This is a genomic window from Pseudomonas sp. FP215 (genome assembly GCF_030687795.1).
In the GTDB taxonomy this organism is placed as follows: Bacteria; Pseudomonadota; Gammaproteobacteria; order Pseudomonadales; family Pseudomonadaceae; genus Aquipseudomonas; species Aquipseudomonas salmasensis.
The window spans coordinates 2981495-2993755 of the sequence record NZ_CP117447.1 but is presented as its reverse complement, the minus strand read 5'-3'; the positions used below and the strand labels follow the sequence as shown (position 1 = coordinate 2993755).

The 12261-nt window shown below is 59.3% G+C and carries 13 protein-coding genes; 10 read left to right on the top strand and 3 right to left on the bottom strand.

From position 1 onward, the window contains the following. The gene (locus PSH76_RS13650) at positions 1 to 906 is read right to left on the bottom strand and encodes a LysR family transcriptional regulator (protein ID WP_305494297.1); all 906 of its coding nucleotides are present in this window, start codon (positions 904 to 906) and stop codon (positions 1 to 3) included. Positions 907 to 1115: 209 nt separating this feature from the next. Here PSH76_RS13650 and PSH76_RS13645 point away from each other — a divergent pair, with 209 nt between their 5' ends. The 8 genes from PSH76_RS13645 to PSH76_RS30745 all read left to right on the top strand — a co-directional run bounded on the left by PSH76_RS13645 (position 1116) and on the right by PSH76_RS30745 (position 8348). Further along, complete coding sequence (locus tag PSH76_RS13645; RefSeq protein WP_305494296.1) at positions 1116 to 2843, top strand: hydrogenase maturation protein; 1728 nt, start codon at positions 1116 to 1118, stop codon at positions 2841 to 2843. Positions 2844 to 2986: 143 nt separating this feature from the next. Beyond that, the gene (locus PSH76_RS13640; protein ID WP_305494295.1) at positions 2987 to 3595 is read left to right on the top strand and encodes a dTMP kinase; all 609 of its coding nucleotides are present in this window, start codon (positions 2987 to 2989) and stop codon (positions 3593 to 3595) included. A gap of 133 nt (positions 3596 to 3728) precedes the next feature. Next, a complete protein-coding gene (locus PSH76_RS13635; RefSeq protein ID WP_032897344.1) occupies positions 3729 to 3977 on the top strand; it encodes a CsbD family protein in 249 nt (82 codons plus the stop codon). 373 nt (positions 3978 to 4350) lie between these two features. After that, positions 4351 to 5718 (top strand): epoxide hydrolase family protein, encoded by a 1368-nt coding sequence (locus PSH76_RS13630; protein ID WP_305494294.1) that lies wholly within the window; start codon positions 4351 to 4353, stop codon positions 5716 to 5718. Between the two features lie 62 nt (positions 5719 to 5780). Further along, the gene (locus PSH76_RS13625) at positions 5781 to 6854 is read left to right on the top strand and encodes an alpha/beta fold hydrolase (protein WP_305494293.1); all 1074 of its coding nucleotides are present in this window, start codon (positions 5781 to 5783) and stop codon (positions 6852 to 6854) included. A gap of 24 nt (positions 6855 to 6878) precedes the next feature. After that, a complete protein-coding gene (locus PSH76_RS13620; RefSeq protein ID WP_305494292.1) occupies positions 6879 to 7388 on the top strand; it encodes a cytochrome P460 family protein in 510 nt (169 codons plus the stop codon). Positions 7389 to 7412: 24 nt separating this feature from the next. Next, on the top strand, positions 7413 to 8189 hold the full coding sequence (locus PSH76_RS13615; protein ID WP_054918943.1) for an alpha/beta fold hydrolase: 777 nt from the start codon (positions 7413 to 7415) through the stop codon (positions 8187 to 8189). Positions 8190 to 8234: 45 nt separating this feature from the next. Then, positions 8235 to 8348, top strand: a complete 114-nt coding sequence (locus PSH76_RS30745) for a hypothetical protein (protein WP_370874653.1) — start codon at positions 8235 to 8237, stop codon at positions 8346 to 8348. A gap of 42 nt (positions 8349 to 8390) precedes the next feature. Here PSH76_RS30745 and PSH76_RS13610 read toward each other — a convergent pair whose 3' ends face one another. After that, positions 8391 to 9602, bottom strand: coding sequence for a cytochrome c biogenesis protein DipZ (locus PSH76_RS13610; RefSeq protein WP_305494291.1), 1212 nt, complete (start codon positions 9600 to 9602; stop codon positions 8391 to 8393). 30 nt (positions 9603 to 9632) lie between these two features. Then, complete coding sequence (locus PSH76_RS13605; RefSeq protein WP_098951493.1) at positions 9633 to 9893, bottom strand: DUF2790 domain-containing protein; 261 nt, start codon at positions 9891 to 9893, stop codon at positions 9633 to 9635. A 304-nt stretch (positions 9894 to 10197) separates the two neighbouring features. Here PSH76_RS13605 and PSH76_RS13600 point away from each other — a divergent pair, with 304 nt between their 5' ends. Next, the gene (locus PSH76_RS13600) at positions 10198 to 10938 is read left to right on the top strand and encodes a response regulator (protein ID WP_032897330.1); all 741 of its coding nucleotides are present in this window, start codon (positions 10198 to 10200) and stop codon (positions 10936 to 10938) included. Then, positions 10935 to 12242, top strand: a complete 1308-nt coding sequence (locus tag PSH76_RS13595; protein ID WP_032897328.1) for an ATP-binding protein — start codon at positions 10935 to 10937, stop codon at positions 12240 to 12242. The genes PSH76_RS13600 and PSH76_RS13595 overlap by 4 nt, the downstream gene beginning before the upstream one ends. Positions 12243 to 12261: the final 19 nt, after the last annotated feature.

The following is a 12261-nucleotide window of genomic DNA, read 5'->3' as shown; positions in this document are numbered from 1 at the left end:
TCATTTCCAGTCCGGGGTCTCGCCCAGTCGTTCAACGATAAAGTCGATAAAACACCGGACCTTGGACGACACAATGCGCTTGGGCGGGTAGACAAACCACACCGCAAACGCCCGCTCCACGCCCTGGATCTGCCATTCCGGTAGCCACACTACCAAGTCGCCGGTCTCGATACTTCGTTCCACCAGCCAGTCTGGCAAGAGCGCAAAGCCCAGGCCTTGGCGCGCGGCGATCAGTTGCGCGTCCAAGTCATTGATTCGAATAACGCTGTCATGCAACAACGGGAACGCGCGGCCGGCGGATACAAAACTGATATCGCCCGTAATAGCCGTGCCCAACACCGCAGGCACACCGGCCAGGTCCGTGGGCGTGGACGGAGGAGGGTGCTGCATGCCAAACGCCGGGCTGACCACCAAGCGGTAATGGCCGTCGCTGAGCTTGCGTGCCTTGAGCGTCGAATCGGCCAGCTCGCCAATGCGGATGGCTAAATCGACGCCGGCATGAATCAAGTTGACCTGGGTGTTATCCAGCACCAGTTCCACGCTGATTTGCGGGTAACGCACCAGAAAGTCATTCAACGCCGGCAGGATGTGATGGCGAGCAAACGCCGGTGGCAGGTTGAGTTTCAGCATGCCCCGAGGATGCTGGTTCAGCGCAGACGTGGCGGCCTTGGCGTGTTCCAGTTCATCCAGCACCCTGCGTGCGTGTATCAGGAAGGTCTGGCCGCCTTCGGTCAGATGCAGCGTGCGTGTGGAGCGGTTGAACAGCGCGATGCCCAAGTCCTGCTCAAGGTCCTTCACGTAGCGCGAGACCGTTGAGGCCTTGATGCCCAAGCGCTCGGCGGCGCGGGAGAAGTTGTTGCCTTCGGCGGCTTCGATAAAGGCGGTGAGGGCGGTGAAATAGTCCAAGGGCAGCCTCAGGGCAGGGCGGTGAGAGGTGCAGGTTGTTGAGTTTTGGCGGGGGCTGTCAACTCGAACAGGCAGCGCGCTTTGCTGACACAAGATTGATCTCGATCAGGTGACCCCGCTGGCCCGCTCTATAACCTTGGGCGCTTATCGATGGCCAGGGACGGCTCAACGAGCAGCTCTGGTCGCACATTCTCAAGGAAGAGTCAGCCATGCGATCACTGAAGATCCTGTTGTTATCATCGGCATTCAACGGTTTAACCCAACGGGCCTGGCTGGATCTGCGCCAAGCGGATCATGACCCCAGCGTTGTGGTGTTCACCGATCAAGCCACCGTGTGCCAGCAGGTGGAGGCGTCCGGCGCCGACCTGGTGATCTGCCCGTTTCTGAAGGACCGTGTGCCGCACCAACTGTGGAGCCACCCCCAGCGCCCGGTGATGATCATCCATCCGGGCATCGTCGGCGACCGCGGCGCCAGTGCGCTGGATTGGGCCATCACCCAGCAGGCCAGCCGCTGGGGCGTCACCGCCTTGCAAGCGGTGGAGGAAATGGACGCCGGGCCAATCTGGTCGACCTGTGAGTTCGACATGCCCGCCCAGGTGCGTAAATCCGAGCTGTACAACGGCCTGGTGAGCGACGCCGCGATGGTTTGCATCCGTGACGTCGTGGCGAAATTCGCCAAAGGCTTCGTCCCGACACCGCTCGATTACACCCAACCCAGTGTCATCGGACGCTTGCAGCCGAACATGACCCAGGCTGACCGCACCTTCAGTTGGTTCGATTGCGCAGCCTTTATCAAGCGCAGCATCGACGCTGCCGATGGCCAGCCCGGCGTGCTGGCGAGCCTGTTGGGCGGTCAGTATTACGTCTACGACGCGCACTTGGACGCCCGCCAGGGCACCCCGGGAGAAATCCTCGCGGTACAGGACGACGCCGTGTTGGTGGCGGCTGGAGATCACAGCCTGTGGATCGGCTCGCTCAAGCCCAAAGGCCCAGAGACCTTCAAGCTGCCAGCACGGCATGTTCTGGCGCAACGGCTGGCCGGCGTTCCAGTGCTGGACAGTTCAATCGCCCGCCAGGCGTTCAACGAGCGGGTCTATCAACCGATTCGCTACCAAGAGTTCGGCCACATCGGCGAACTGACGTTCGAGTTCTACAACGGCGCCATGAGCACCGAACAATGCCAGCGGCTGGTGGCTGCGTTACGCTGGGCCAAGGCGCGAGACACCCACGTGTTGCTGATCAAGGGCGGGCGCGGCAGCTTTTCCAATGGCGTTCACCTCAACGTCATCCAGGCCGCCGACATGCCAGGGCTGGAAGCCTGGGCCAACATCCAAGCCATCGACGATGTATGCCTGGAGCTGCTCACCGCCCGGCAACTGGTGATCAGCGGCCTGACCGGCAGCGCAGGCGCAGGCGGCGTCATGCTGGCGCTGGCCGCCGACATTGTATTGGCCCGCGAAGGTGTGGTGCTCAACCCGCACTACAAAACCATGGGGCTCTACGGTTCCGAATACTGGACCTATAGCCTGCCACGGGCCGTGGGCAGTGAAATCGCGCATAAACTCACTGAAGAATGCTTGCCCATCAGTGCCATTCAGGCCCAGCAATACGGCATGGTCCAGGCCATCGGCCCGCGTTGCCCACAGGCATTTGGCTTGTGGCTTTTGCAACAGGCCGACAGTGCGTTGACCGATGATAAGTACCTTCACGCACGCACACGCAAAGCCACGCTGGAGACTCAGCAAGTTGAACGCTGTCGCGAGCAGGAGCTGGCACAGATGCGATTGGATATGGTGGAAAATCGCCAGCAGTTTGCCGAAAAATGCCGCAACTTCGTGTTTAAACGCAAAACCTGCCAGACCCCGCAGCGGTTGATTGCGCCGTGGGCGTTGAAGTACGAGGCTGGCGTGCCGCAAAGCCGGATGCTGAATGACTGACTGTCAACGCGGGGAGGGCACGGCGGCCAGCCCAGCCTCGCATTGGGCAATAGGGTTGCCCATAATGGAGGCCCACTCGCCCAACCGCACAGACCCCGAGGCCCCATGGAACTGCACAACCTGAACGATAACGCAGCGCTCGTATGACTCGGGCGCTGCTTATTTCGTTGGATGGCCCCAAGGGCACCGGCAAAACCACGCTGTTGGAGGCGGTTACGACAGCATTGAGGGCCGACAATAAAAAGGTCGTCCGACTGTGCGAGCGCAAGAGCGATCCCTATCGAGCGCAAACGATGGCGTTGGTTAACAAATTCGCCAGAGACCCCAGTCGGGATCTGGAACTTGAGGTGTGTGAGCGCTTCGCTGACAGCCGCAGCTGGATTACCCAGCACGTACTGGCCGCACAGCCACCTGACAGCATCATCCTGATGGATCGCTGGTACCCGTCTGATGCCGCGTTTCGTCGATTGATACCCTTTGCAGAGATTCTTGAGCTGAACATTGATCGACAGGTGCAAGTGCCGGATCTGCATGTGGGGGTTGTCACCGCGGCGCAAATATCCTGGGCGCGGGCGGCAGCACGACGGCGCGGGCTGAGCAGTACGGTGATGTCTAAGCTGGAAGAGCAAGTTGCGTGTACCGAGGCGTTTGAGCGAGCGGCTGTGGGGCAGGGGTGGGTGATGTGTCGCAATGAAGGGACGATTGAAGAGGCGATGAGACGGGTGGTTTCGCAGATATATAAAGTCCTTTGATCTACTTTGATCTGGACCAAGTGAGGTTCATCAATTTGAACTAATCACTAAGCCTGTCCACCTAACGCTTTGCACGTTGCCTCAAGCCCAGGTTTTCCTGGGCTACCCGATGACACACGAAGGTTGGTTAATCATGAAGAGCGAACAGGTAGAAGGCGTTGTTGAAAAGGTTGCTGGCAAAGCGCAGAGCGCAGTGGGGAAGCTTTTTGGTGATTCGAAGTTGGAAGCTGAGGGCGCTGGACGCCAAGCTGCCGGTCAGCTGACGCAAACTTATGGCGACGCACTGGACAGCGTTTCTACATTCGTTAAAGAGAAGCCGGTTGCTGCACTGGCAATCGGAGCGGTTGCTCTATTGGTGCTGAAGAAATTGCTTAGTCGCTGAACATCAGTAGCTTCAATAAGATTTGCCTCGTACTCCTTGGAGTTCCGCGCCGGGAGGTACGAGGGGGGTAAGCCGTAACCCTTAAACCAAAGCCCTTATATTTTTAATGTCCCAGAAAAGCCAATGCCCCGACAAATCGGGGCATTGGCTTTTTTATGAGCGAGTGGTCGGTTTGTATCGTTTTGTATCTGCGCTTTGGATAGATACACAGCGATTCCTTTAAGTCGGTTGATGACACATACGGGATACCTGCGGGGCTTTAAATGAACCCATCGAGAGGCGCAAATCTTCTCCAATGGATGACTCATTTAACTCGCGGCTATCTCTGCGCGTTTCGCGACGTTGTCGACCAATGACTTATAGGAAATTCAAAATGCCTGCAGCTACGTTCGGTTTCACCTGGCGCCATTGTCTGGCTTCTTCCGTGAGAATGGGCGTTTTGGGGTTGGCCCTGATAGGCGGCAGCGGTGGTGCCTGGGCTGCTGGCCCGGCCGCCGATGCGTCAGTTGCCAGCTCGGCCTCGACCCATCCCGAATCGATTAGACCTTATCGAATTCACGTCGATGAAGCTCAATTGACCGATCTGAAAAAGCGTATTGCGGCGACCCGCTGGCCGGACAAAGAGACCGTCCATGACGTGTCCCAAGGCGTGCAGTTGGCCCAGGTCCAGGCACTGGTGAAGTATTGGGGCAGCGGCTATGACTGGCGCAAGGCCGAAGCGAAGCTCAATGCGCTGCCTGAATTCATCACGACAATCGACGGCGTCGATATTCAATTCATCCATGTTCGCTCGCCAAACCCCAACGCGATGCCGCTACTTCTGACACACGGATGGCCTGGCTCACAGTTTGAGTTCCTGAAGACGATCGGCCCGCTGACGGATCCCGTTGCTTACGGCGGTAAGGTTGAAGATTCGTTCGACGTGATCATTCCATCGATTCCGGGACACGGTTTTTCCGGTAAGCCAACTGAATTGGGCTGGGGGCCGGATCGAGTCGCGAAGGCTTGGGATGTGCTCATCAAGCGTCTGGGTTATACCCACTATGTTTCCCAGGGCGGAGATCACGGTTCGGTCATATCGGATGCATTGGGCCGCCTGAATCCGCCGGGGCTGTTGGGCATTCACTTGAACATGCCGGCCACCATCCCGCCCGAATTGGTCAAGCCGATCAATAGTGGTGACCCGGCCCCTGACGGGCTCACTGAGCCTGAACGCAAGGCGTTTGATTCCTTGAGCACCTTCTTCGGCCGCAATGCAGCATACGGCGCGATGATGGTGACGCGCCCGCAGACTATCGGTTACCTGCTGGCCGATTCGCCTGCCGGAACTGCGGCGTGGATGTACGAAAAAATCGCCGCGTGGACGGACAGTGATGGCCAGCCTGAACGGGTATTGACCCGTGACGAGATGCTGGACGATATCAGCCTGTACTGGCTGACGAACGCAGGCGCATCGTCATCGCGTTTCTACTGGGAAAACAACAACAACAATTTCAGCGCTGCCGCGCAGAACACCGTAAGCATCAAGGTGCCGGTGGCGATCACGGTCTTCCCGCACGAGATCTATCAGGCGCCAAAAAGCTGGGCGCAGCGCGCTTACCTATCACTTTCCTACTACAGCCAGGTTAACAAGGGCGGCCACTTCGCCTCCTGGGAGCAACCTCAATTGTTCTGCGAAGAATTGCGGGAGGCCTTCCGGCCGCTGCGCGCCAAGCTGAGCGTAACCAAGACAGCCCAGTAGCTCACACCCAATCCAGTCAACACACCGGGCCGCTATTCGGCCGCTCGCTACGGAGAAACACCATGGAGATGACCTTGCTGAACAATCAAAATAAATCCAGCCGCCTGCGGGGTCTTGCCCCATCGCTGTTGGCAGCAGCGGTGCTGCAATTCGCAGCGGTGGCTGTCGGTTTTTCCCAAGCCAGCGCGGCTGATGTACCCGCGTCCACCATTGGGGCTATCACTCCGGGAGCTCACACCTCTTTCGGTGCTCTTAAGCATGTGAAAGCGGGGCTGCTGGACGTTTCTTACGCGGAACTCGGCCCAGCCGATGGCCCTGTGGTCATTTTGTTGCACGGCTGGCCCTACGATATCAACGCATACGCTGATGTTGCTCCTGCTTTGGCGGACAAGGGATATCGAGTGTTGATCCCTTCTGCGCGTGGTTATGGCGATACGCATTTTCTCTCGGCCAAGACAGTTCGCAATGGTCAACCTGCTGCGCTGGCGACCGACCTGATCGACTTCATGGACGCGCTGAAAATCAAGACGGCGGTGCTGGGTGGGTTTGACTGGGGCGCCCGCACTGCAGATATCGTTGCCGCACTGTGGCCGGAAAGAGTGAAAGCCCTGGTCGCTGTGAGCGGTTACCTGATAGGCAGCCAAGAGGCGGGCAAGGCGCCATTGCCGCCAGCCGCCGAACTGCAGTGGTGGTACCAGTTCTACTTTGCGACCGAGCGCGGGCGCCTGGGCTACGAGAAAAACACCCATGACTTCGCCAAGCTCATCTGGAAGCTGGCGTCGCCACAGTGGAATTTCGACGACACCACTTATGAGCGCAGCGCGGCGTCCTTGCAAAACCCTGATCACGTGGCCGTGTCGATTTTCAACTATCGCTGGCGCCTGGGGTTGGTCAAGGGCGAGGCCAGATACGACGCGCTGGAGAAGAAACTCGCGGCATTTCCATCCATCAGCGTGCCCACCATCACCCTGGAAGGTGATGCCAACGGCGCACCGCACCCACCTGCCGAAGCGTACGCCAAGCGCTTCACTGGCAAGTATGAGTACCGATTGATCACCGGTGGTGTAGGTCACAACTTGCCGCAGGAAGCGCCGAAAGCCTTCGCCCAGGCGGTGATCGACGCCGATCATCTTTGAAAACCGGCTGAGAGGAGGGCGATGATGAAGCTGAAATTTCTGGCCGTGATGTCGGCTGCCATTGCAATCGCAGCGTTGACCGCTACCGGTGTCGCCTCGGGCGACGCCCATACTGGCGAGGCCTCACCGATCTATGGCGTGAAATTGCCTGAACACTACCGCCTCTGGCCGCTGATTGCGCCGGCGCAGGAAGCGGCCCCCCTGAACGAACTGCGAGCCGTGGTGGGCAATGACTTGGCCATCAAGGCTTATCAGGATTCAACGCTGCCATTCCCTGATGGCACGGTGCTGGTAAAGCTGGCCTGGAAACATGTGCGGTCCCCGGAATTCGAGGCGGCGTCCATCCCGGGGCCCGCCACGACCGTGCAGGTGATGGTCAAGGACTCGAAAAGATATGCAGCCACCGGTGGCTGGGGATTCGGGCGGTTTATCAACGGTAAACCGGCCGATGAAGCCCAACACCAAACCTGCTTCGCCTGTCACCAGGCGCGAGTGCGTAATCACGACTTAGTCTTCACGCGCTTCGCTCCCTGATTCCCTTCAAACCTGGAGTTAACAATGAAAAAAGTATTAACCGCACTGGCCGTCGCCGTCAGCCTGAGCATGGCGACACACGCCTGGTCGCAAACTGAAAAACCCACGATTGTGCTCGTACATGGTGCCTTTGCCGATGCGTCGAGTTGGAATGGCGTGGTGAAGATTCTCGAGAAGGACGGTTACCCGGTGGTTGCCGCTGCCAACCCATTGCGCGGTGTAAAGAGCGATGGGTCGGCAATCTCGGCATTGCTGACGAGCATTCATTCGCCGGTGGTGTTGGTCGGCCATTCCTATGGCGGCAACGTTATCAGTGATGCGGCCAACGATCATGCAAACGTCAAAGCCCTGGTTTACGTCAGTGCGTTTGCACCTGAGGCCGGGGAAACCGTCGCCGGGCTGGCCGGCAAATTCCCGGGCAGCACGCTGGGCCCAACGCTGGCTGCGCCTGTACCGCTGGCCGATGGGGGCAAGGACTTGTACATCCAGCAGGACAAGTTTCACAACCAGTTCGCCGCTGACGTCCCCGCGAAAGAGGCGGCATTGATGGCCGCCACCCAACGCCCGGTAACGGAAGCGGCGCTCAATGAAGCGTCCGGCAGCCCTGCCTGGAAGCATATTCCGTCTTGGTACATCTACGGCGACAAGGACAAGAACATTCCTCCGCAAGCCATGGCATTCATGGCCAAGCGCGCCGCTGCCAAAGCCGTGGAAGTGGTCAAGGGCGCTTCCCATGTCGTGATGGTTTCGAACCCGGAACCGGTTGCCCGCCTCATCGAAAAAGCCGCCACGGCGAAATGACACGCCAAGGGCGAAGCGGCGTTTTCAGCGCTCTACGCCGGCTCGGTGTTGATCAACAGAGTTTCGCCAGAGCTGCTGGCGCCGTTCGGCGGGGTAAAACAGTCCGGTGGCGGCAGGAGAGGGTGGTCGCGCAACCCAGGCCGCAGGAATAAAAGCTAATGGCCCACAGCGCGCTGCCTGTGGGCCATTGATTTTCAAGGGTTACGCGGCTCGGGCTTTCGCCTCCTGCAGCAGTTGCTGAATCATCTTTTCCTGAGTCTCGTAGCGACCTTCTCCAAAGTGGGTGAAACGCACTTGCCCTTTAGCGTCGATCAGGTAGTGCGCGGGCCAGTACTGGTTATCGAAGTTGCGCCAGATCGCGTAGTTGTTATCGATGGCTACCGGGTAAGTGATGCCGAGCTTTTTCACCTCATCCCTGACATTGCTGATGATGCGTTCAAAACCGTATTCCGGGGTGTGGACGCCGATTACCACCAAGCCATCCTTCTCGTACTTCTGCGCCCAGTCCTTCACGTACGGCAGGGTGTGCTGGCAATTGATGCAGTCGTAGGTCCAGAAATCGACGAACACCACTTTGCCTCTGAGCGACTCACTGGTCAGTGCGGGCGAATTGAGCCATTCCACCGCGCCGGACAGCGACGGCATCGGGCCTTGGGCGTTGTCGAGGGTGGGTTCGGCCTTGGCCTTGCTTACCAGGTACTCGACGACTTTGGGGACGCTTTGCAGCACGCCTTTTTCCAGCACGCTGACGCCTTCGGACGACGCCCCGGCCAACAGCGTCTTGTCGGCACCGGTAGAAATCATCAGCGCTGCGGCCAGGACCGCAAAACCGGTGCCGCGCCGCAGCCAACCAGTGACCGGAATCGAGGCCTTCAGGCGATTGACTAAACCATGTCCGGCGAAAATCAGCGTACCCAACGACAGTGCACTGCCCAGGCCGTAGGCCACCAGCAGCAGGCTGGTTTGCGCATTGGCGCCTTGCAGCATGGCGCCGGTAAGGATCACCCCGAGGATAGGCCCGGCGCACGGCGCCCAGAGCAGGCCGGTGGCGACGCCGATCATCAGCGAACCCAACGGCCCGGACATTTTGCGCGTTTGGGGGTCGAGGCGATTGCCCAATAACACGAACGGGCTGGCCAGCCAGCCACTGATTCGCGCCGAGATCAGCGACAAGGCAAACAGCGCCATCACCACCAGTGCCACATGACGCCCGGCGTTGTTGGCCTGAATCACCCATTCACTGCTGACCACGGCCAGGCTGGAAATCAGCGCGAAGGTCAGGACCATGCCGCCAAGGGTGAGCAGGATCGAGGAGCGTGTGCGGTCGATACCGGCGAACAGAAATGGCACGACCGGCAGGATACAAGGGCTGAGGACGGTCAATAAGCCGCCCAGGAATGCGATGAGGAACATAAGGGTCTCCTGATGAAATGTGGGCGGGGCTCAGTTATCGCTATGGCACTCGGCAAATTTGCGGTAGTTCAGGATCTCGGTCTTGCCCTGCGAATTCAGGTAGGTCAGTTGGGCATCGACAATGCCGCAGGCAGCCCCGGCATCCTGTGTCAATGCCACCACTTTCTGGATGTCCAGGTGCGTGCCGTAGGTGTAGGCCTGCGGCGTGACGTCGGCTTCGGCGCGGGCCGAGAAGGTGCAGATATTCAGGACGGCAAACAGGCAAGTGGCATAGAGGGTATTGGTGTTCATGGTCGTTTCCTCAAGGCTTCAATGGTTGGGTCGTTCAGTTGAGCCGAGGCGCTTGGGTTGGCCTCGATGTGGCTCATTAGAAGCGCGCGAGGTATCTCGTCTGTGTCAAAAACAGGCGCGGATAAATCGGTTCGTATCAGGACTCCGTCCCGATACACAGCCATACAAAACCCCGGAAATTGTTGTTTTTGCCTCTGCATGTATCCTTCGCCACAGCAGATACACTGCAATACAAACCGCCGCGGGCGAACGGGCTCAGCCTCTATAGACTGAGCCGCAATTCCCATTGACAGAGGCTTGGCCCATGGAACACGTTGATCACATCCTCATCGTGGACGATGACCGTGAGATTCGAGAGATGGTAGGCAACTACCTGAAGAAGAACGGCCTGCGCACCACCGTGGTTGCGGATGGCCGCCAGATGCGCTCGTTTCTCGAGGCCACGCCGGTAGACCTGATCGTGCTGGACATCATGATGCCCGGCGACGATGGCCTGGTGCTCTGCCGCGACATTCGCGCCGGCAAACACAAGGCCACGCCGGTGCTGATGCTGACCGCCCGCAACGACGAAACCGATCGCATCATCGGCTTGGAAATGGGCGCCGACGATTACCTGGTCAAGCCGTTCGCCGCCCGTGAATTGCTGGCGCGCATCAACGCTGTGCTGCGCCGTACGCGCATGCTGCCGCCCAACCTGGTCGTTACCGAAACCGGGAGGTTGCTGGGGTTCGGGCGCTGGCGCCTGGACACCTCCGCCCGCCATCTGCTTGATGAAGACGGCACCATGGTCGCCCTCAGCGGCGCTGAATATCGCCTGCTGCGGGTGTTCCTCGACCATCCGCAACGGGTACTCAATCGCGACCAGTTGCTCAACCTGACCCAGGGCCGTGACGCCGACCTGTTCGACCGTTCCATTGATCTGCTGGTCAGCCGCCTGCGCCAACGCCTGCTTGACGATGCCCGCGAGCCGGCTTACATCAAAACCGTACGCAGCGAGGGGTATGTCTTCTCGCTGCCGGTGCAAGTGCTTGGAGCACCGGCATGAAGCCTTCGCTGCATTGGCCTCGTACCCTCATCTCCCGGCTGTCGCTGATCTTTCTGGTAGGGCTGACCCTGGCGCAGGCCTTGTCTTTCGGCGTGCAGTATTACGAGCGTTACGAAACCGCGAAAAACACCATGCTCGGTAACCTGCAAACCGATGTGTCGACGTCCATTGCCATCCTTGACCGCTTGCCCGCCGAGGAGCGCATGAGCTGGTTGAAACGGCTGGATCGACGCAATTACCGCTATTTGCTCGACGAAGGCTCGCCAGGCGTCGCTCTGCGTGACACGCCGATTGCAGTGACCTCGATCAAGGAGGCCATCGGCAAGGATTACCCGATGACCGTGACAGACATTCCCGGGCCTATCAAACATTTCCAGGTCCATCTGAAACTGGCCGACGGCAGCCCGGTGACCATCGACGTGCGCCCCTCGATGGTGCCGTTGTCGCCGTGGCTGCCGGTGGTTTTGCTGGGCCAGTTGGCCTTGATGATTCTATGCGCGTGGCTGGCCGTGCGCATTGCCATACGCCCGCTGACTCGCCTGGCCCAGGCCGTGGAAAACCTCGATCCCAATACTCACCCGGTGCATCTGGATGAACAAGGCCCGACCGAAGTCGCACACGCGGCCATCGCCTTCAATGCCATGCAGGCGCGCATTGCGGCCTATCTGAAAGAACGCATGCAACTGTTGGCGGCGATTTCCCACGACCTGCAAACCCCAATCACGCGCATGAAGCTGCGTGCCGAATTGATGGACGACTGCGGCGACAAAGACAAATTGTGGAATGACCTCGGCGAGATGGAACACCTGGTGCGTGAAGGCGTTGCCTATGCCCGCAGCGTGCATGGCGCCACCGAGGAAAGCCGCCGTACCGATCTTGATTCATTCCTCGACAGCCTCGTGTTCGACTACCAGGACATGGGCAAGGACGTGCAGCTGAGCGGCAAAAGCAACGCAGTGATTCACACGCGGCCCCACGCGCTGCGCCGAGTGCTGGTAAACCTCACGGATAACGCGCTCAAATTTGCCGGTGCAGCGCAGCTGCGGGTGGAGCCGAAGGAGGGCGACAGCCTCTCGGTGACCGTAATGGATCGTGGCCCCGGCATCGCCGAAGAGGAGCTGGCCCGGGTGATTGAGCCATTTTACCGCGTGGAAAATTCGCGCAACCGCAGCACCGGCGGCACGGGCCTGGGCCTGGCTATCGCCCAGCAACTGGCACAAGCCCTTGGCGGATCCCTGACCTTGAGAAATCGCGAAGGCGGTGGACTGTGTGCTGAACTTAGATTACCGACGCGCTTATCGTAGGAGGAGCGAATCACGCAGG

Bases quoted from the DNA above. Each gene is read 5' to 3' on its own strand.
- PSH76_RS13630 (WP_305494294.1), top strand. From the start codon at position 4,351: ATGCCTGCAGCTACGTTCGGTTTCACCTGGCGCCATTGTCTGGCTTCT.
- PSH76_RS13605 (WP_098951493.1), bottom strand. From the start codon at position 9,893: ATGAACACCAATACCCTCTATGCCACTTGCCTGTTTGCCGTCCTGAAT.
- PSH76_RS13640 (WP_305494295.1), top strand. From the start codon at position 2,987: ATGACTCGGGCGCTGCTTATTTCGTTGGATGGCCCCAAGGGCACCGGC.
- PSH76_RS13610 (WP_305494291.1), bottom strand. From the start codon at position 9,602: ATGTTCCTCATCGCATTCCTGGGCGGCTTATTGACCGTCCTCAGCCCT.
- PSH76_RS13625 (WP_305494293.1), top strand. From the start codon at position 5,781: ATGGAGATGACCTTGCTGAACAATCAAAATAAATCCAGCCGCCTGCGG.
- PSH76_RS13595 (WP_032897328.1), top strand. From the start codon at position 10,935: ATGAAGCCTTCGCTGCATTGGCCTCGTACCCTCATCTCCCGGCTGTCG.
- PSH76_RS13600 (WP_032897330.1), top strand. From the start codon at position 10,198: ATGGAACACGTTGATCACATCCTCATCGTGGACGATGACCGTGAGATT.
- PSH76_RS13620 (WP_305494292.1), top strand. From the start codon at position 6,879: ATGAAGCTGAAATTTCTGGCCGTGATGTCGGCTGCCATTGCAATCGCA.
- PSH76_RS13615 (WP_054918943.1), top strand. From the start codon at position 7,413: ATGAAAAAAGTATTAACCGCACTGGCCGTCGCCGTCAGCCTGAGCATG.
- PSH76_RS13645 (WP_305494296.1), top strand. From the start codon at position 1,116: ATGCGATCACTGAAGATCCTGTTGTTATCATCGGCATTCAACGGTTTA.
- PSH76_RS13635 (WP_032897344.1), top strand. From the start codon at position 3,729: ATGAAGAGCGAACAGGTAGAAGGCGTTGTTGAAAAGGTTGCTGGCAAA.